At 39.1% G+C, this 21455-nt stretch carries 12 protein-coding genes; 4 read left to right on the forward strand and 8 right to left on the reverse strand.

Features of this window, described 5'->3' with window-relative positions; translation table 11 throughout:
- The first annotated feature begins 18 nt into the window (after positions 1 to 18).
- A complete protein-coding gene (locus IGI79_RS06860; protein WP_438845768.1) occupies positions 19 to 891 on the forward strand; it encodes a MurR/RpiR family transcriptional regulator in 873 nt (290 codons plus the stop codon).
- Positions 892 to 987: 96 nt separating this feature from the next.
- Here IGI79_RS06860 and IGI79_RS06865 read toward each other — a convergent pair whose 3' ends face one another.
- The 7 genes from IGI79_RS06865 to IGI79_RS06895 all read right to left on the reverse strand — a co-directional run bounded on the left by IGI79_RS06865 (position 988) and on the right by IGI79_RS06895 (position 7736).
- Positions 988 to 1566: a histidine phosphatase family protein gene (locus IGI79_RS06865; protein ID WP_438845769.1), complete on the reverse strand. Its 579-nt coding sequence runs from the start codon at positions 1564 to 1566 to the stop codon at positions 988 to 990.
- Positions 1567 to 1825: 259 nt separating this feature from the next.
- Positions 1826 to 2437 carry a TetR family transcriptional regulator gene (locus IGI79_RS06870; protein ID WP_271554124.1) on the reverse strand — a complete coding sequence of 204 codons (612 nt, stop codon included), beginning with the start codon at positions 2435 to 2437 and terminating at the stop codon, positions 1826 to 1828.
- Between the two features lie 18 nt (positions 2438 to 2455).
- A complete protein-coding gene (locus IGI79_RS06875; protein ID WP_438845770.1) occupies positions 2456 to 3136 on the reverse strand; it encodes an ABC transporter ATP-binding protein in 681 nt (226 codons plus the stop codon).
- Between the two features lie 7 nt (positions 3137 to 3143).
- Positions 3144 to 4217, reverse strand: coding sequence for an ABC transporter permease (locus tag IGI79_RS06880; RefSeq protein WP_438845771.1), 1074 nt, complete (start codon positions 4215 to 4217; stop codon positions 3144 to 3146).
- Between the two features lie 271 nt (positions 4218 to 4488).
- A complete protein-coding gene (locus tag IGI79_RS06885; protein WP_438845772.1) occupies positions 4489 to 6333 on the reverse strand; it encodes a carbohydrate-binding domain-containing protein in 1845 nt (614 codons plus the stop codon).
- Between the two features lie 13 nt (positions 6334 to 6346).
- Positions 6347 to 7021 (reverse strand): DUF4956 domain-containing protein, encoded by a 675-nt coding sequence (locus IGI79_RS06890; protein ID WP_438845773.1) that lies wholly within the window; start codon positions 7019 to 7021, stop codon positions 6347 to 6349.
- Positions 7011 to 7736 carry a polyphosphate polymerase domain-containing protein gene (locus IGI79_RS06895; RefSeq protein WP_438845774.1) on the reverse strand — a complete coding sequence of 242 codons (726 nt, stop codon included), beginning with the start codon at positions 7734 to 7736 and terminating at the stop codon, positions 7011 to 7013. The genes IGI79_RS06890 and IGI79_RS06895 overlap by 11 nt, the downstream gene beginning before the upstream one ends.
- 141 nt (positions 7737 to 7877) lie before the next feature.
- Here IGI79_RS06895 and IGI79_RS06900 point away from each other — a divergent pair, with 141 nt between their 5' ends.
- From IGI79_RS06900 to IGI79_RS06910, 3 genes are all read left to right on the forward strand, one after another.
- Positions 7878 to 8552: a response regulator transcription factor gene (locus tag IGI79_RS06900; RefSeq protein WP_438845775.1), complete on the forward strand. Its 675-nt coding sequence runs from the start codon at positions 7878 to 7880 to the stop codon at positions 8550 to 8552.
- 4 nt (positions 8553 to 8556) lie between these two features.
- Positions 8557 to 9867, forward strand: a complete 1311-nt coding sequence (locus IGI79_RS06905) for a sensor histidine kinase (protein WP_438845776.1) — start codon at positions 8557 to 8559, stop codon at positions 9865 to 9867.
- Between the two features lie 249 nt (positions 9868 to 10116).
- Positions 10117 to 11115: a tyrosine-type recombinase/integrase gene (locus IGI79_RS06910; RefSeq protein WP_438845777.1), complete on the forward strand. Its 999-nt coding sequence runs from the start codon at positions 10117 to 10119 to the stop codon at positions 11113 to 11115.
- Positions 11116 to 11370: 255 nt separating this feature from the next.
- Here the strand turns inward: IGI79_RS06910 and IGI79_RS06915 are convergent, their stop codons facing one another.
- Positions 11371 to 20646 (reverse strand): QWxxN domain, encoded by a 9276-nt coding sequence (locus tag IGI79_RS06915; RefSeq protein ID WP_438845778.1) that lies wholly within the window; start codon positions 20644 to 20646, stop codon positions 11371 to 11373.
- Positions 20647 to 21455 lie beyond the last annotated feature (809 nt).

Below are 21455 nucleotides of genomic sequence, written 5' to 3' on the forward strand. Positions count from 1 at the left end.
TTTGGAGGTGTGTGATGGATGCTTATCGAAGAAAAATTAACCCAACAAGAAACATTTACTACAAATGAAAAACGGATCGCCGATTATCTGCGGATGAATTTGGAAGCAGCAGTTTATATGACGATTGAAGAGCTGGCAAAGGAGACCTATACCTCCCATTCCGCTATTATCCGATTCTGTAAAAAAATCGGCTATAGCGGCTTTAAAGAATTTCGCTTTGAATTAGGACGAGAAGTCCACCAACTGGTTGCTCAGTTCAATCAAGTCATCGATCCTAATTTTCCTTTTACCGTTGATGATGATGCGAAGATGATTGCCAAAAAAATGGCAGATCTATCCATTCAAGCTATCAAAAAAGCGCAATTTCAAATGGAAGATCAATCGTTAGAAACCATCGCGACTGTTTTAAACAAAGCAGAGCGCATTTTCTTATTTGCAAAAGGTGATTCGCAAACAACCGCCCGGAAGTTCCAAAACAAATTAGTCAAACTAAATAAGTTCTTGATCTTAGCCGAAGAATATAGCGATTCGTCCTGGAATGCGGCTAATTTGACGGAAAATGACTGCGGGATTTTTATTAGCTATAGTGGACGCATCCATCATTACGAACGTATTCTTACCTATCTGGCACATATTGGCGCACCTAGTTTATTGATCACAGGAAATGAACAGTCTGAAATGGCAAAGAAAGCAGCCATGCGGTTGGTCGTGTCCCAAGAAGAGTATGATTTTGCGAAAGTTGCTACATTCTCTTCTCAAATTGCCTTTGACTATGTCTTGAATACCTTGTACTCCTTGATGTATACGCAAAACTACCAAGATAATTTATTGAATTTGAAAGAAAAACAAGAGCTGATCCAAAAAGGATTGTTAAAGGAATACAAGAAGTAAGCGTTGTAGTAAAAAGAAATAGCCTAAAGACTGAATCCTTCTTTTAGTCTTTGGGCTATTAGTATCGGAGTTTATTGCTTCATCTATCAAAAAAACTTAAAATTGATGATTGATCGCCTGGATGAATGAAAATTGACGATCGCTATACGCAAATTCTAAAATACAACAATTTGAAAATTTTAGCTTGGCTACTTGTTCATAGGGTAACCATTTTTGAATGAATAAATACATCGCCCCACCATGGCTAACTGCTAAAACGTTTTGGTGCTCTTTTTCCATGATGTCGATCAAGGTCGTGTTCATTCTTTGTTGGAGTTCTTTTGCTGATTCACCGCCATAAGGAACAAATGAATCACCATAGGAAGTTTCGCCAATTGGTCGTTTAGGATTCAACGCTTCACTTTCTCCCTCAAATCGGCCAAAGTTCCATTCTTTTAACCCTTTGCAACGCTGATATTCTTTTTGTCCGATAATGATTTCTAGCGTATCAGAAGCTCGTTCTTGGGTGGATGAATAATAGGCATCAAAGGTGATTTGATTGGTTTCAAAATAGTCTCTTGCCACCTCTGCTTGTCTGATACCAGCTTCTGTCAAGGGAGAGTCACAAGCCCCTTGGATCTTCCCTAATTGATTGAACAAGGTTTGACCATGACGCATCAGATAAAGTTTTTTCATTGCTAGACCTCCTGTCGATTTGGCTATGTATCTTCATTAGTTAGTATAGTCTCTGGAGTAAACTCCAAGTCAACAGAAAACCTGTTTTTTTCGATAAGGTTGGGCTAAAAGTGTCTTGACTTGAAATGATCAACGCTCTCGATGTTTACCATCAAACTTTGATAATGGTTATTCAGCGACCATATAAAAAAGAAACGCCTCCTCCCAACAACAGAAAATTCTGTGGAAGTAGGCGCTTCTTTTTATTTATGGACTTTGGCTAGCTGTCTGTCTTGCTCTTTATCCCTATTTCTAACCATTTAACTTTATAGCGGAAATCTTCCACTAGTTCTTCGGCTGTCCATTGGTTGACCATATAATCTGTCAAAGAATTCATGACAAGAGCCATCACGAAATATAAAAAGCTGATGGCTTCTTCCGTCGTGTCCATCGTAATCTGGTTGATTTTCAATAGATCAAGCCATTGTTGGACCATCGATGCGTCTCCTTCATTCTTTGAACGCTTCGCTGAACCTAAATCGCTCGCTCTTGTCAGTAATTTGATGGATCGCCAATAAGAACTATCTTTACTTAGTTTTCCACACCAAGCGAGGTATTCTTCGATTCCTAAGAAAAAGTGATCTCGATTTCGATTGATTGAAGCAATGATATCTCCATGGACCCGATTGGAGTAGTTTCGGACAGTAAACGTATACGCATCTTCCAGATCCTGAAAATATTTATAAAACGCACCCCGAGACATGCCCATTGCTTCAACGATTTCTGAAACTTTGACTTGGCTGATGTGCCGATCATAAAATTTATCTAATAAAATCTCTAAGATCCATTGCTGTTTGTCCTTGGAAATATTGAAAAATGTTTCTTTTGGCATAAGCTCTCTCCTTACTGCTTAAGCTTTAGCTTGTTCTGTCAAATAACCGTCTTCCATGCGGTAGATACGGTCGCTCCATTGGATCATTCGAGAATCATGCGTGACCATGACGGTGGCTTTTTGCTTCTCATGGGCTTCCTTGACTAACAATTTGACGACTTCATAGGCATGATCGGTATCTAAGCTTGCTGTTGGTTCATCCGCTAAAATCAAGCTTGGATCATTGAATAATGCTCTTGCGATAGCTACTCGTTGTCTTTCTCCACCGGATAAATCTTTCGGATAACTGTCTTTCAACTCATAGATATCCAATGATTTCAGCAATTCGTCGATTCGCTCGTCCCCTGCTTTTTTCTTAGCGACGCGATCCACTAAATAAAACTGCTCTTTGACTTTTAGGAAAGGAATCAAATTTGAACTTTGTAAAATGAAGCCAATTTCTTTAAAGCGTAAGTCTGCTCGTTTTTTTTCATTTAATTCGGAAAATGAATGACCATTAATGTGGATTTCACCTGAAGTAGGTGTTTGAAGACCACCAGAGATAGTTAAAAATGTACTTTTCCCTGAACCAGAAGGGCCGATGATGCTGACAAATTCTCCTTGTTTTACTGAAAAATTGATTTCTTTTAGTGCAGTCACTTCTGTTCGGCCGTTGCCGAATTTTTTGACGATATTTTTCATTGTCAAGATTTCTTTCATTTTTCTATTACCCTCCTATCGCAATAACTGGATCAACTTTAGCGACTGTCCGAATGGAGAATAGCCCACCGATCATTGCTACGAGTATCAATATCCCACTATATAAAAGCCACTGAGGCCACATGATCGCGAAAGGCATGGCAGTCGGTAAGATCAAACTAGTCAAGAAAGCAAGCCCTACTGCGAATGCTACACCAACTACTCCTACGATGAATGCTTGCGCTAGTAATGAACGGGCGATAAATGAATTTCTGATCCCTTGTGCTTTCATCACACCAAAAATCGCTGTTTTTTGTAAGGTGATCACATACATAAAGATGCCTACAACTGCTGCAACAACGACAAACAAGAAATAAATCATCGCATTCAATGTCATGTTTTGTGCAGAATAACCTGGGAGACTTTGAATAAAGTCGTCAATCGACAATTTTTGTAATGTTTTTGATGCCCCATCCGATTGGATAGTGGCAGCTTGTTTCGTGACAATGGCATTGATCGGTTTCTTCTCATCCGAAGCAAAAGGCTGATCGCCAAATTTCAACTGTGTCCATGTATCAAGGTCTGTATAAACGACCGGGCCAACCGTGTAATAAGTTTCAGGGAAGATCCCAACGATTGTTAGTTCTTCATCATAGCTACCGATTTTGATTTTTTCGCCAATCGAAAAACCTAGATCTGCCATATTTTTGGAAATAATGATTTCATTTTTTTGTTTGAACATCTCGCCTTCTAATAAATCAGGCAATAAGAACGCATCGCTTGTCGTCCCAAATACAGTGATATTTTCCTTTTCTTCTGCTTTGACTGCTCCGCTGAATAAGCCAATCGGCGCTTTGTCTTTTGCATCTACTTGATCCAGATCTTCTCTCGTCAATTGAGAGGCAGCAAAGACTTTATTGGCATCTTCTGATAACACGATTTCTTGTGCTTGCCAGTCAACAATTGCTTTTTTGAACTCTTCGGAGAGTCCACTTGCTAAACCAGTTAACATAAACACAACATAAGCGATCAAGAACATGATCCCAATAATCAGCCCATAGCGTAGTTTGGCATAGCGCATTTCTTTTATCGCTAAAAACATTTTTTTGATTCCTCCATTTCGATTTCTCTGTTAGTGACAAAGTGTCACTGGAGAAAAGTATAGCGCTTATGCAAAGAAAAAGTCAATTGCTTCGTTTGATTATCCAGTTCATAATAATAGTATTTTTACGAAGAAAAAAAACCTAGAAAATGCTTCTTTAAACGCTAAAAACAGATGATATCTCAAATGAAAGAAATAATGAACAAAAAAACGCCCCCTAAATAGCGTGGGAACAGGTGCTATTTGGGGGCTTTCGAGTTTTAGGGTGGTGCTAAAAACCTCCCGGTCCCATTTGACCAAAGGAAACTTCTTCGCCAGATTGAGAAATCGTCATTGTAGTATCTGCGAAGGTGAACGTGCCTAAATCTTCTGCGTCACTGATTGATAGTTGTTCACTAAAGCCATTAGTAAGTTCAGCCTGAGTCGTGCCACCGGTAGCGATCGTATACGTTTCCCCAACTGCAAGCTGTGGTGACGAGACTACGATTGTTTGATAATTTTTAGCAGGTTGATACGCAATCACTGCTTCCCCTGCGGTTGTTTGTAGGCTCATGAGTGTATCTGCTTGTTGAAGAGTGTCATAGCTGATCGCTACTGTTGCTTGAGTAGAACTATCACTGACTGTTTGCGCCATCCCATTTGAACCAGCAGCGACAAATGTCCCACCTGTTAAAGTAAACGCGCCACCATAATCCAATGCGCCATTACCACCATTTACGGGGCCGTCGATCAGCATTGTACCGCCAGACATTTGAATGTTCCCGTTGCTGTCTAAACCGTCGCCTTCTGAATTAACGTAGATCGTCCCACCATTGATCGTGACTTCTTTGCTCTCATCCGCCTCATCCGGTGGACCACCAAAGCTGTCAGCGCCAAACTGTCCAGTAGTTGTTTCTGTGTCACTGCCACCACCGGCATTGATCCCATCATCAGTGGCAGTGACTGTTATTTCTCCGTCATTGAAGGTGATGACTGCTGATTCAATGCCTTCATAGGATTGTTGGATGTCAATTGTTCCGCCATTGAAGGTCAACTCGTTGTCTGTATGAATCCCATCATCTCCAGAGCTTAATGTGAGTGTCCCGCCTGTTATTTCTGCACTGTTATTGGTATGGATACTGTCATCGGCACTATTGATGGTATAGTTTCCGCTACTGATCAATACATTATTCCCAGCTTTTATGCCTTTGTAACTTTCATTTGTATCTAAGTTCGTGCTATCGGCTCCGTCGGCCGTCTGGATCGTCATTTCTACTCCTTGGCTACGGATGGATGTTTCTGCTTGGATGCCGTCTCTTCCACTGTTTATATTGAAAGTCCCGCCGTCGATTGCAACAGCACCTTTTGTCTCGTCCTCTGTTCCATTTGCTTGGATGCCATCCCCTTCTTCGGTGGTGATCTGATAGCTTCCACCTTTGACCGATACCGCATCTTTTCCTTTCAATCCGTTATTTTTTGCATTGATCGTATAGGTTCCAGAGATCAAAAATAAGTCATCTTTACTGCGGATACCGTTACTATAATTGCCATCAACAGTCAATGCGCCAGTTCCATTGATCGTCAAATCTTCTTTACTGTATAATGTGGCATCTGGCTCAGTTTCGTTTTCAGCAAGTGTATATGTCTTTCCATCAGCTAAGTGATTATCGGTGTTGTCTGCCAACGTCACTATCGCCTTTTCTGTTTGTTGGATATCCACTGCGGGTCCGCTAGAATTGGTGATCGATACACCGTTGAAAATCAGATGGACTTTTTCTTCTTTCGGCACATTCACGATCAATTGACCGTCAGTTAATGTTCCGCTGATGACATAAGTCCCTCCTTTTGTGATCGTTACTTGTTTATCCGCTACTTCGACACCTTCTCCTGTCACTTCTGTCTCCTCCCCTAATTGGATGTCGACAGCGGTACTTTTGTCATAGCTAGTTGTTAGATCTTCTGTCTCATAATTACCGAACGTCGTTTCTGATTCCGTCGATGTCGTATCTGTCGAGAGATTTGTCACTGTACTTGTATCTGTTTCCTCTGTGCTAGTCTTACCCGAAGAAGCTGAATTTGCTGAAGAACAGGCGGTTAATAAGAGACTGGCAGCGATCAATGAATAGAATTTTTTCATGCGAGTTCCTCCTTTATAATTCTTCACGATTCGTGGCTACTTTACCGAGTACGACTGGTAAATTACCATTGCGAACACGTATCTGATCAATGATTTCTTTTTCCTGTTGATGGTCTTTTAGTAAAAGGATATAGCGTAATTCATACAAACTCCCCATTGTCGTAGTTCGAACGGAATTGAGATGATGCGTATACGTATATTCCTCAAAAATATCGGTAAATAGTTCAGGATAATCCAAATCTTCTGGAATCGTCACTTTCAATTCTCGCTCAGCTACTTTATTCTGGTTGCCAAAAGGTGAAAGATAAAGCAATAGTAAAAAGAGCGCGACGATAACTGAGAATATCACCACGTACGCAACGTAGCCCATCCCTGTAGCAATCCCGATACCCATCGACCAAAAAATACTAGTGATCTCTCTTGAGCCGCCGGCAACCGAACGAAAACGAATCAGACTGAAGGCACCGACGACCGCTAAGCCTGTTCCAAGATTGCCATTGACCAACATGATGACTGATTGAACCAGTATCGGCAAGACTGCAACGGTAACAACAAAGCTTTTTGTATAGACGTTACGTTGCATATGGATAGTTGCAACTAATAACCCTAAAACTAATGAAGTGGCGATACAAATCAATAATTCTTTAGGTTGAATGGTTGTCCCTGATTCGATTAAACTAGATAGCATGGTTCTTTCCCTCCTTTGTCTGAATGAATAAATGTCGCTGATATGTTTCTGCGTATTTTGAAAAGCTCCCTTTTCTTAGCTGATAATTGTTCAGTAGCTCCACAAACCACAAGGGATACGCCCCTAGCGCTTTCACTTCCATCAATACGCCAATCTCAGGCGCAACCAAAGTTTCATCCCCTGTGATTGATAGATCCAAATTGGTACTGCGAAAACGGATATTCTGGTCAAACGTCACACGAAAATCTGGATCTGACGTGCCAAATAGCGACATTCGTTCATAAATGATCATTGTTTTAGGCGACAAATCTGGATTTCTTTTGAACAACCAGTTCACTTCCTGTGGGATTTGTTCGTCTTTATTTTTTGGGAAATGTTTTTGATCAAGCCATTGTAGATACTCAGCATAAGTGAGTGGCATTCTTCTTTTATAGACGATTCCGTTGACCTTTTTTTTGATTTCTAGAAAGACCATCGATGTCTCCTGTGGGAGGCCATAGCTTCTTACTCTGAATTTTTCTTTGTATTTTGGTTTCGTCATAGAATTGGTAATGAAACGATCGTCTGGTGTATCAAAGTACAAGGATAAAATAGTATGCAGCCCATATTCGTCGATCTGCATCTGTTTTTTCAAGTCTTTTAAAAAAGAATGGAACTGTGTCGTTGGGATCAGATATTTTGTTTCTTTGCGTTGGAATACATTTTTTAATTTCATTTTATTCCTCCTGTCGGATCAAGTGATGTCACCTAGCATACAAAGGTTAGCTTAAACGGAACTTAATCCGAAATTTAAGTTTTGTTTATGCTAATCATGGTAAAATCAACTTATATGGTGAAAACAATAGAGGTGGAATGTATGATTAAATTATTAGTGGTCGAAGATGATCACGTATTGTCGGATAATATCAAAGAGATCATTTCTGAAATCGGTGAAGTGACCCAAGTCTATGATGGCAGCGAAGGCTTATATGAATTGGAATCTGGTGTTTATGATCTAGCAGTGCTTGATTTGATGATCCCTGAAATGAATGGATATGAAGTATTAGCGCATCTTCGGAAAAAGAACATCTTGACCCCTGTGCTGATCTTGACTGCAAAAGATGGCTTAGAAGACAAAATTGAAGGCTTTGAACGTGGTGCGGATGACTATTTGACCAAACCATTTTATCGTGAAGAATTACTGATGCGGATCAAAGCATTATTGAAACGTTCACTTGGACTCTTCAGTGAACATACGTTGGAGTATCAAGGAATCATCTGTGATTTGCAACAAAATACCGTCGAATACAAGAAACAACTACTTCCGATCCAAGGGAAAGAATTTGAGTTGCTTGTTTATTTCTTGCAAAATAAAGGGATCATCTTGACGAAAGAGCAGATTTTCGACCGTATCTGGGGCTTTGATTCTAACACGACGATCACTGTTGTGGAAGTCTATATGAGTAATCTTAGAAAGCACCTTCGCGAGACCGGCTTGGATAAAGAAATAAAAACGCTGCGTAATGTCGGCTATATCTTACAGGGAGAGTGAGGCGATGACAGACAGCATTTTCAATAAACAACGCACAAAACTATTTGCAGCCAATGTGACCGCCTTTGCCTTGATTTTTCTTTTGCTTGGAGGAATCATTCTCCAATTATTGAATCAGTCAGCCTATCGTGAGACCGACCTGATGTTGAAGAATGTCTCAATGAACTCCCATATGGTGCAATTAGAAATCGAACGTTATCAACAGGGAGACCCTTTTTTCAACGCCCAGATCCCTCCACGTCAAACAGAGTCACTACCTGAAGGCGATCGTTTCAATACTCAAGTGATCTTGTGGTCTGCATCAGGTGAAGTCTTGAATAAAGAAACCATTGGTGGTCGTTTTAATCAAATCGAAGGGATCAAGCTGGATACGAGTAAGTTAGATACGATCCAAGACATTGAACTGGCGCAAGCTGACCAAGGAACGCCCCTTTATTTTCGATCCATTACAAAAAAAGCAACAAACCAAGGAGAAGTTGCCTACGTCCAAGTTTTGGAAAATACGAATCAAATCAACTCTTCTCTGCGAACATTCCAAACGATTTTGATTCTTTGTATGATCGTCTTTTGGCTAGGCTCTATTGGCGTTAGCTATTATTTGTCTAAGCTCAACATGCGTCCGATTTTAGCATCATGGCGTCGACAAAGAGAATTTGTGGAAAATGCTTCCCATGAATTGCGAACACCTTTAACAATCATCCAAAACAGTTTGGAACACCTCTTCACTAAACCAAATCATACGATCATCGAAGAATCTGAAAGTATTGCGCAAGCATTGTCTGAAACAAGACGCCTGACTGGCTTGACTTCTGATTTATTGACCTTAGCACGAAGCGATTCGAGTCAAGATACGCTCGCAAAGCAAGAACTACAAACAAAAGGATTTATCGCTGAGTTGATCAAACCTTTCCAAGAGATGGCAACGATTGATCAAAAAGAATTTATAGTCGAGAATCAAGCAGACATGAGCGTTTTAGCTGATCCGAAAAAAATCCATCAAGTATTAGTCATTTTGCTAGATAACGCACTCAAGTACACAAGTGAACACGACGAGATCATTGTCACTTCAGCTAGCACCAATAAAGACTGGGTGATCCATGTCAAAAATACAGGTCCTGCGATCAGTGACGAAGACAAAAAACGGATTTTTGATCGCTTTTACCGCGAAGACCAAGCTAGATCAAAGGAAACGGGTGGCTATGGACTAGGCTTAGCAATCGCAAAACAATTGATCGAGCAACACAAGGGACAATTGACTGTGTCAGATCACCTGCCTGTGGGTGTGGATTTCAAGATCCAGTTACCTATCAAATAATCAGTTAGTGACACGCGAAAAGACACTTTGAACCATAGCCGATGCTACGTCAAAGTGTCTTTTTTATTGATTTAGTTTTTAGTATTCAGTGAATGGTTGTAGTAAAATAAGACGAGGATAACAAGTAACAATTGCTTTTCATCGCTCCCCCTATCAGGCTAATACATTTGGGGATGCAGAAGCAATCTTTCCAGAAACTACACTAGTTCCTGTTCCCATGACATTAGATAAGAAATGGAGGTTTTTTGCATGGATGCCAAAACAAGAAAACAGATACAAAAAAAGTTGAAACAACGAATGCTCCAGTTACCACCGATCTTCAATGAATTTTTGCAGGCGAATTCAAAAAAATTATCATTAGCTAGTCGCTATGAATATGCAAAAGATTTCCATTTATTTACAGATTACTTACGAAAAACGCATAAACAAGAAATAAATGATCAGTTGATCATCCAATTGGAAAAACAAGTCTATCTTAATTTTTTAAGTGAAGTTTACCTTCACACGCGAGCTTTCCATACAGCTGCTGCACAAGAAACGCAACAGCAATTCAAAAATGGTTACTACGGGATCTCTCGCAAGCAATATGCTTTGAATCATTTTCTACGCTTTTTGTATGAAAAAGGCCTTGTTGAAAAAGAGATTTCCTTATTAGGGGATAGTTTACCAGAAACTACCTCTGCCGCTCCACGTTACATCGATGCTTCCTTATTAAGTGATTTTGACTCGCTTTTCGTTCCTGAAAAAGGCTTTAATTCTCCACGGGAAGCACTTTTTGAACAAAAAAATCGTGCAAGAAATCTGGCAATCGTGGCTGTTCTCCTCTATTGTGGCTTGAAAATTCATGAAGTTGTTGAATTAAAATGGAAAAACATTGATTTGAAGAAACAGATTCTGGTTGTAGATCGGAAAGCGAATCGTTTGGAGCGAGTACCTATTCCAAATGAAGCACTTCCGATACTTGCGAATTATGCCAACCAACATAAAAATGGCGCATCTGGTGAATCCTATGTTTTCCGCTCTTCACACGATGAACAAATCTCGCCTCGCACGATTCGCCAAATCCTTGATCGGATCACGGTGTACAAAAATGTTTCACCGGAATTGTGTCGGAAAACTTTCCGTTACTATACTGAATTATACTTAGGCGACAAAGATGCAGTGAATTATCTCTGTGGCAATCGCTATGTACGTCCGCACTCATTTGAAGAAATCTACGAGAAAATGCGTGGCTTCTCCTATCGTTGAACCTTCAATGATCCATGAAAACATCGCATAGAAAGTTCGCTACATCGCCTTGTTTCTTCACTTTCTATGCGAGCAATTTCTTGTTGCTGATTTTATTAACTGCCAAGTATCCTCACTTCAAGTGTGAAAAAACGATCAAGTTGATTTTGTCTGCTTTCATGAGATAAAGTAATTATGTCGTAACTGCTCATCCTCCTAAGGACATGATCCGTTGCACTTGACTGATAAAGAAGCGATTCGATCATAGTGACTCACTTATCTTTGTGATACATTTAAATCACTTCGCTTCATTTTTTTATCGTTGCTCCCTCCTAGTCCAAAGGGATTTAAAGGACTTTGTTTTTGGCCTATTCTTTGTTTTTTCTTCATTTTTTGTTTTCTGATCAATCCAAACGGATCCAAGACATTCCGTTTACTTTCAGTCTTGCCAGTCAAGCCGAAGACATTCACGTGTTCACTATTTTCTTTTCCTTCGTTAATAATGGTTTCAATCCCTCTTTTTTCTCTATGACCAGTGGCTCTTTCCGGAGTAGCAGTGACTGTTTTATTATTTTGGATCGTATGAACATTCTCCAATGGAATTTCCATCTCATTTGCCTTAAAGTCCCATATTTCTGATAAGGCAATCGCCATCATAAGATATCCACTCCCTAGATCCATGGTGTTTGTTTCTCTTTTTTGTACTTTAGCCCGCGCAAAAGGAAGTCCTTTCACAAGACTGACGATCAGGTTCATTACAGTTTCTGCATCAGTCAATTTAATATTTGCACTTAAAAATGGATCTGTACGTATAGATACCAAGACACTTTCTGGTGATAGTTCTGGTAAACCGTAACACATCGATGCATGCCTGACGAATTCTTGAAATGATGGGGTGCCTAAAAGCTTATCTTTATTTTTATTAAAGGAATCTCGTATCTCTTCCAGACTGTTCATGAATACTCCTCGAGGGGGTAAGGTGTAACATATCCAATCTTCTGTGCCTGCCACAGTGTGTGTGATTTCATGAATAAAGGTTTCCTTTATACCCGGACGTACTTGTCGATTCAAATCTATTTTTGAATCCATATGAAAAGTATCAGCAAAAATAAGGACGCGACAATTCGGATCATTGCTTATAATAAATGCGTCTGCAAGGGGGCGCGTTGTATATTGAGAAAAATAACTTTTAGTGCTTTTTTGATAAACCAAATCAGTAGAAACCAGCCAAATATTTTCAAAGCCAAAAGTAGCGGATTGTTCAACGAACTGGAGTCCTTTTTTAGAGATAAATAATAACCTTTTTAGTGCTGCTCGCATGATCTCTTCCTTGTTTTCAACGTTCTGTAGTTCAAATAGCGGCATAAAAAGTTTGGCTGCATCTGTATTCTCTATTTTGTCATGACTTAGCCAAAATTCAGCTAATTTTATATAAGTTTCGAAGATAGCTGTCGTTTCCTGAACCTCCTCTACGAATTTTTTTGCAAACGGTCTGAGAGAAGCCGGTAACTTACTCGGTTCAAGACCAGAATAAACTTTGTAGGGAAGCTCGGGCGTTTTAGGTAAATATAGTTGGAGGATCTCTGCCAGATCACTTAACAAATTTTTTTCTGCGTCTATTCTGACTCGGTTTCTAGGTAGTGGAATAAGCGCATCTAAAGGAGGAAGTTGTACGCTATGATCCACAAATCTGATGGCATCAATCTCAAAGTAAGGGATAGCATCTCGAATCATATTCCACTCCTTTTCTCTTCCAGGATTTTTCGGGAAGATAGAGTAGTCTGGTCCTTTGGTTGTACTTGTAGTTTGTGAACTCGATGCACCAGCTGACGTCCCTGCATTTGAAGTACCTGGGAGATCGTGCGAGGGAATTTCTTTTTTTCCAGTTCTGCGGACCGATTTTTCCAGTTCATACAGTCGTTTTTCTTCGGAGGTTTCCAAGCGGAAAGAATTATTTTCTAAATCAAAGCGTAAAATCGTCAGCAGATCATTTCCGCTTTGATTCAATATACCGTAGCGATTAAATTCTCGATCTAGTAGTACGGTCGTAACATACTGGTCATTGATTTTAAGATAGGATTTTCCATAAGCATTCCACATCAAACCATTTTCATCTGGTGGCGAAAGTGTACTTGGATCTTTTATCGTTTCTGTTTTTTCCAACTGTTTTGTGATTGTTTCGATTACTTCTTTTGTAACCAATGGTGATGATAGTGGCTCAAATCCCCACTCGATCCCATTATATTTTACCGGAAATATTTTGTCTCCGTTACATAAGTCATAACGGATGCCTTGACCTTCGATAATTGTCGCTCTGACTGGGACTATATGACCGTTTAGCTTGATGTAATACTCTGTTGGTAGATCTGTTTTTCTGATTGCTAAGATTGGACCATCTCCGTACCCTCTCGGGTTTAAATTCTTTTCATCAGCAAAAGACTTATATACAGCAACTGTACTTGCTAAGTGTTTGATTAATTCCTTTTGTTCTGAAGTGAAAGAAATAGGACCTTCAAAGGGTTTTAACTGATCGCCGTGCAACGTATAATATTTTCCAAAGACATCACCAGTTTCTATATCGGTTACCTGTAAAAATAAATTGTCTTTTACACGCTTGACAAAGATATGTGGCCCTTCCTTTGATAGCTTAGCAAGCAATACCTCTTCTTCAATTAATCGCGCTTTCGTTGCACTGTCAAAGCGTTCTAATTTACTTAATAGTAGTTTCATTTCTCTTGTAACCAGTGAACTGTATTTAAAACTGATCAATCGTTTGATGATCAAATTTCCTCCTCCGAGTAACAATTCAAATCCTGGATCGACAGATCGTGCAACGCTTTTCATCACGGCTTTTATGTCAGACATACTAGGAAGAAAATACGTGGTATTTTTGATTACTAATTTTAAGCCGCCTTTCGCCAGCGCTCTAGATACACCTAGCGCAAATTTCCAATTTAGCGCTGAGATTTGACCTAAAATAGGAATCATCATAACGGCATCAATCGTGCAAGATGTCACCGCTTCACCAATATCTTGATCGATGATACCCACAATACAATCATAAAATGGGATAAAATGTTTGACTAAATTCCAGACTTTTTCAGTGACTGTTTTATCATTGCCGAGTTCATACATGATATTATAGAGCAAATCACTGTGATGACGTGCAAGTTGATCGATAAATGGCTTTGTATCATGTCCCTGACATAGCTTTTTATCTTTTTTGATGTCAATGGTAAAGGTAAATAATTTCTTGCCTATTTTAATCCGATCGCCTTCCTTTGAATAGCCTTCTTTCAAAAGATGCTTGTTATTAAACAAACCATATTCAAGGAACAGCAAGGGGTCTCTATCGACTCGTTGGATGACATACCCACCTTCATCTGCCAGTCTTTTTAACGCGTATATTCGTTCTTCCTCTCCGTTATCTGCCACAAATAGATCCGTCTGGTCAAGTTCAAGAATGGTGTCTAACCATGGATCATGCTTGAAAAAGATCATAGGCATCGAACCGGGCGCAGAAGGGCCATAGTAATGTACCTTGTTGGCTAATTTAGCAGATGCTAAAAAGACAGTAGTATCCGGAGAAAAGATAAAATTCTGATCTTCTATATTTAACGAATATAATGAAAGTTCAATTATTTTTTGATCTAAATCAAAATAACTATCAGAAACAGCTCTTGTCAAGCTTTTATAGGCGACCTCAATATTGACGGGAGTAAATAGGCTAGGACATGGATTTCCACCACCTAGATAGATTTCCCCCATTCCAAAAGTAAAGGTGGCACCAAGCCGCTCACACTCTTGTACGACATCATTTGTTATCGCTTGTTTTCTGCGCCAATTGATGGTTGCTTTTTGGTAGGGTGAAAATCTTTTTTCTATTTCTTTTTGAATGTCCAAGCGGATTTCATCACGCCTGTTCCAATACCCCAGAAAGGTTTGCAACGCATATTCTTTATATCTCCCTTCTTTCCCTGCTTTGCGTAGTCCTTCTGGATCGAGTTGCGCCGTAGTGATCAATGCGGGCATCAACAAATGATTTAGTTCATCAATGGTTGTGATTCCTTGGGTACTGATCGTTTCACAGAACAGAGCGCCTAACTTGCGAATTTCAGTTTGATCAAATTTCGTACGATAACCTACGTTTTCAAGTATTTTCGACCCGACCAGCTGTATCACCGATCCAAAATCTGATATCAGTAAATCGTCGGAAATTTGACTCGTCTCAAGGAAATAATTTGGTAAGGTCTTTTGAACAAGAAGAATCCAGATTTTTTTTAAGGTGCTTAAGGAGTCCTCTGATATTTTCGAATCTGTTTTGGACAAATTGAATACGCCTGCTTTTGCTAATTCATCTACCTCAAATAAGTTTCTAAGTTGCCCAATAGTAAATATCGATGGATCTTCTGCGTCGAGAATATTTTTTGTGACATAAGCTTCGACCGAGTTTTCTAATACCGTTTCAAAGATCCATTTGGTCACTGTTAATTCTGCATTTTTTTCACTGATTTTTTCGTCTGCTTCCCCACCATATCGATCCATTTCTTTCAGAATGATTTTTGCTATAGGTTGGGTTTTATCATTCATGAGGACGAACCCTGCGCTATCTTGAGAAAACCATTTACCGAGAGCGACCAACAATTCTTCTTTACTTGGGTTTGTAGACAGTAGTTGTTTCTGTTGAAAGAATATTTCGATTTGATTCCTAATATTTTTATCTCGCCAGCGACCATCTTCAGTGATGACGAATGATCGATCGTTTGGAGATGGTGCCGGTTTTACCTCCGTCGGTGCAGAGGCTAGTTCTAGTGTATCCATCGCCCATTTAAGAAACATTTGGTGCGCCTCTTCATCTGATAGCTCCCGAACTTTAAAGATTCCGACAAACAGAACTAATAAGTTTCTGACTTTGTTCATATCAACTTTTTCTGTGGATGTTCCCTCTTGAAGCGTCCAGTGGGTGGCCACTTTAACTAAGTTATTTTTATCGTCAGGACTGCAAGGATGGCCATAGGAAGTTAAAAAATCGGCTACTTTTTGTAATGTTTCTTCAACCTGTAGTAAAGAACTTCCAAATTTATCAATCTCTACATCACTGATTTTTTTATTACTTTTATTAATGCCATTCTCAGAAATAAATGCTTTGACTTTTTCCTTCATTTCTTGCTTTTTGCTATCCTCATCATTTCCATAGGCAAAATTCAAGTGTTCCATATCAAAAGTGAAATCAGCTTGCGCATTATTATTTATCCATTGGAGTATCACTGCATATGCTTTTTCAAGAGTCAAATTTTCCTCATTGACATTGTATGCACTAAGGATGATGTTGGCTACTTTATACACCCGTACCACCATTAGAGGATATCTTTTCTCAGAGAGTATCCAGTTTTCAACTGCTTGGGTTAGATAACGGGATTGTAAACGCTTCAGTATGATCTTTTTTGAACGTAAATATCTCCTAACTATCTCATTAGCAGAGAATGTTTTACTCCGATCAACCGAGAATGTTCTCTCTATTTTATTAAAAATATTAAGATAATACACATATGGAACGAGTGGTTTTCCATTGAAAATACTGGTATTGGTTACCATGCCTTTATTATATTTCTTATAGATGTAGTCACTTTCCTGCTTCTGCTGAAATTTACTTATCACGTAGGGTGATTCATCTGGAGATATTTTATAATAGGTTGTTTTTTCATTTGTTGATTGGTAGATTGCTCCTTCTAGTAAAGTATTCAGTTTCCATTGCATATAAATTGCTTCTAATTTTCTTGTTGATAACAGTTCACCCAATCTTATCAGTGGCACATCGTATTCTTTCAAGATCATGTATGCAAAAAATTGCATTCTTTCTGAATCAACACTATTTTCAGTTTGCCAGTTTTTACCTATCCATTTTTCGACTTGCTCAATTAGATTCTCGGGCGTGTCTAGCTTTTCCACAATTCTTTGCTGGACAAGATAATTTCTTATTTTCTTATTGACATTAGCGGTTCTCTGTTTGTTTCGATAAATAGAGCCAACGAAATAAAAATTTGGCAGATTATGTATATCGGCTTCTAAAGGTTGGTTGTTATTGATGACTGCTTGCACAACTTTTTTGATTTGTGTCAAATCATTTTCCAGATCTGAAGGAACCACTTTCTCCGTCTGATTGGTCGTTGCTGTTTCAGTATACTCAGGAGATTCAAAAAAAGGAATTGTTTTTACGTCTAGAAATTTAGCATCATGGTAGACATTATTCGCTCGCCATTGTAGGAAAATGGCATTTGCTTCTGCATCAGACAATCTTGTCGCTGGGCGACTAAGCGTATGAAGTATGATATGGGCAATCTTTCTTCTTCTAAGCAGTGATTGACTCGCACTTTCTTCATTTTCTAATTTAGCCAGCTCAATAAAGATATAGCGTATGAGTGATCCTTTCAATTCCCTAAAACGACCGTCTTCATTGGCTAAATACTCTTTTACGGCTTCATTGATTATTTCTGTATGATATCGATCTTTAAAAACCTCAAATTGAAACCAGAAGGGTGTTAACACGGCATCTAATTTCAAGTTCGTGTACAAGTGCTTTATATCAAGATAGGATATGAGCCGGAATTTTAATTCATGTTCAACTTCCAGAGTTAGCTCCTCATATGACAATAATGGCGCTTGTAAACTTTTAGCACTTTCATACAACTCGGTACCTGGGATATGTTCGCCTGCCCTTTTCTGAATCAAATGATCAGGTTCTTTTTTGAATGTGTAACCATTAAACGCGTTGTTATAGCGCCACTGTAAAAAAATTGCGATGCTTCGCTCCTCTGATAAGTTATGTGCAGGTAGTCCATGTTCTTTTAGAATCGTTTTGGCAATTTGCACTCTCCGATCGATAATTACCGCATTTGAGCCTCCGTTATTAGCAAAATTTTGCAAAACAAGTGAAAAATCATTTGACGCTAGTCTTGATGATCCTTTTAATTCTTCATACTGATCAACAAGTTCCTCGATGATTTGCTTATTGACTTTCTCCGTCTCTGCTCTTCGATCAAACAATTCTCGATCAAACCATATTGGCGGCAAAGTCAATGATGGTTTATCAAGCAAAGGCTGATTTTTCAAATAAGCCGTGACGATTTTATTTACGACATCGTGTTCTTCTTGTGAAAGTTCTTTAGAGGAGTTCAAAGATACTTGCGAACTGATGTCATAAGGCAAAAGTTTTTTTTGTGTTGGCGAAGATGATTTTAAGTGTTGAATGTCTGTTAGGCTCGGTTCATTGAACTGGATGTCGCTAAACACATCGTTGTAAATCCACTGAAAGAAAATGGCTATGGCTCGGTCATCTGAAATGGTGTCATCATTTATGTCGTAGCTTTGAAGTATTACTTTAGCAACCTGGCGTCTTTTTTCCAGGATGGCAACACTTGATATGTCGTTATCCACCCACTTTAGTAGAGCGAGGAAAAAGTCTTTTGTAGACAAATCATCAATCAAACAGAAACCTAGGTATTCACACACACGTTCTTTGATTCGATTGGTTGCCACTTCTGTTTCCACGCGCTGTTGAAAGACATCTAAGTCGAGCCAAAAAGCGTCGATTGCTTCTGTTTTTGGCATAGGTAATGGTTGTCCTTTTGTATACATATCCACTCTTTGGTTAATAAAGGCTTGAGTAGTTTGTGAGATGTATTTTACTGAATTCAGTGGTATTTTACTCGCATCGTATGGTGGCACATCCGCTGAGGTGGAAGGCGTATCGATGCGTTGTGTTACTTGATTCAATGTGTCTGGAAGTTTAAAGTTATAGTTCATGAAGGCATGATTATTACGTGCTTGTAGAAATATTTTTATTGCTTGGACATCTGAAATTGGCTCATCTTTTACGCCATACGCCTCTAAAATGACCTGCGCAATTTGTCGTCTTCTTTCTAATACTAGCTCCTGATCACTTGAGTTCTTTGAAGTCCCCCAGTTATAAAGAGCATGAAACAGTTCTTTTGTGGAGACACTATTCGAGAAACAAACGTCATCAGACAGCTCGCAAAGTGATTTTCTAATCGTTTCCATTGCCATGCCTACTTTATGTCTCTTTTGAAATAGCACTAAATGAAACCAAAAAGGTGTTAATGTTTTCGTAGTTATTGATGGTGAAGGTTCAATATTCACGTAGCACTTCATTACCTTATTGACTGTTTTTTGGATTTCAAGAGAAGGTTCGTCTTCCAGATAATTCATTGAAACACGCATACTAGAGGCATAAGGTAAGATAGGAACATTCAGATTTGGTTGAGGCGTCGGTAGCGCTTCCGCTCCCGGGAATATCTGAAAGTTGATTTTTTCAAAGAATTGATCGATCCGTTCGTTGAATTTTTTGGCTAATTCTAGTAATGGCGCTGCGAGATATTCTTCTTCTTCTTCCAAAATCGGTGCCTCTGTTACTTGGTCATTCTTAGTTGTCTGAGTCTGGTGGCTCTTGGATGCCTGCGGTCGTTCGTTCTTGGATGCCTGAGGTTGTTCACTCTTGGGTATTTGAGGGAAATAAGCTGCCCCAGCACCTCTACTACTTTCTTTGTGAGCATGTTCAGTTGCAAGCTGTTCCGCTGAGAATGTCCGAGTTAACACTGTAAAAAATTTTGATAATACGCTCTCCACTGGTGGTTCACCTGAACCAGTCGTGTGACTACTATTCTGGTTCTGGTATTCGTGAAAAAAAGAAGTGAAGGTATCTGTTAAGTTGTCCCAAAAAGAGTTTGGCAGGAACGGTCGAGTATGATTGTTTTCGCTGTGACTACTTGAAGGTTCCCCTTCATGATCATAGTAAGATGATAGGACCATACGAGCAATATTTTTTGCCTCACGTTGGATTTTACCTAAGTCTACTTTATTCTTTGACTCTTTATTTTTAAAAGAAAAATGCTGGATTTCTTGCTGATCGTCTTTTGCTTGTTCTCTTAATTGAAGGGATTTTGATTTCGCCACTTCACAGATCGTATTAAAATGATAGAGTGTATGATTTTTCTTCTCCCACAACCCATACTCAAGTACAGACATAGGCGTGACGGTGGTATTACACTTATCGATTTTTTCCAGATTATGAATGGTTTTATGTACATGCAGTGTCCAATGGTGTGTAAATTCAGCTAAAGAAACAGGTTCTTGTAAAGTCGCGTTTTTTACAGGATCAGAAAGGTATTCAGAAGCATTGATCGGTTGAGCTGGTTGAACGAGGGTCGTATTCACACTCGAACGAAAAAAGAGTGAATGGATCGTCGTTTTATTCGCATTTGTTTCTAATGGGCCGATTTCAACGGTGGTATCGGCTTCAAAAGCAGGTCTACTTGTGCGAAGTGCCCTTGGGGGCTCCCCCCTCACAGCTAAAGAATCAGTAATGACTAATAGTTGAAGGAAAAGTAACGGAGACCATCTAATTCGTTCCGTTAGCTGGTTATTTGCAGTGTTAGAGATGAAATTGACTGCTTCTTGCCTAGCATTTTGATCAGACTTTTTATTGCGCTTATTATCAAATGTACCGACTGCTTTACGATGTTCTTCGATTGGCATTTTTTTCGCTCCTTTTTCATTCTATTTATCGTTGATATTGGTATACCTACTATTTAAATTAATTTTATATAGAAAATAACTCGTACCAAGTCCTTTTTTATATAAGAATAAATAATGTTGAATAAACATCTTATTCAAAGATCATTTTATATCTGATTCATTAGAAGCCCATCATTTAGTAATACAGTTTTTAGTTGATTTTTTTACTTGAAAAGTATAGAGGTACAGAATCCATCCTGTGTATCGGCTACCTGTTCCAAATGATGGGATTTCCGATACTAACAAATTATTCTAACCAATATAAAAAAGGCGGACTTGTAAAATCCTTTTTGCTCTCTTCTCACGATGAACAAATCTCCCCCAACACGATTCGCCAGATTCTTGAGTGAATCACGAACACAACAATATTTCACCAAAATTGTATCGGAAAACCTTCCACTACTAAACGAAATGATACTTAGGAGATAAAGAGGGCAGTGAATTGTCTCTGCAGCAATCGTTATATTCGTTCCCACCCATTTGATGCTGTTCGTGCAAAGAGGCGTGATTTCTCCTACACTGGAACAAACAAATAAACAAATTAATCACCTAGCAAGTTGCTTGTGTTATCTGGTTCGATCAACTTGCTAGGTTGATTTTTTATCGCCACTAATAAATCTTAGGTCCTCTTTCTTATTATACTCATCCTATGAGGTAGGCACGTTAGCGACCATGGGGGGATTCCAGAGTCTTGAAATTTTTTGGTTTTGACATTCAATAAGATACATCTGTTCTCTATTCCATCATTTTTTTACAACTAGGTTTACTGA

It is taken from the genome of Enterococcus sp. AZ084 (assembly GCF_051714905.1).
Taxonomy (GTDB): Bacteria; Bacillota; Bacilli; order Lactobacillales; family Enterococcaceae; genus Enterococcus_B; species Enterococcus_B pernyi.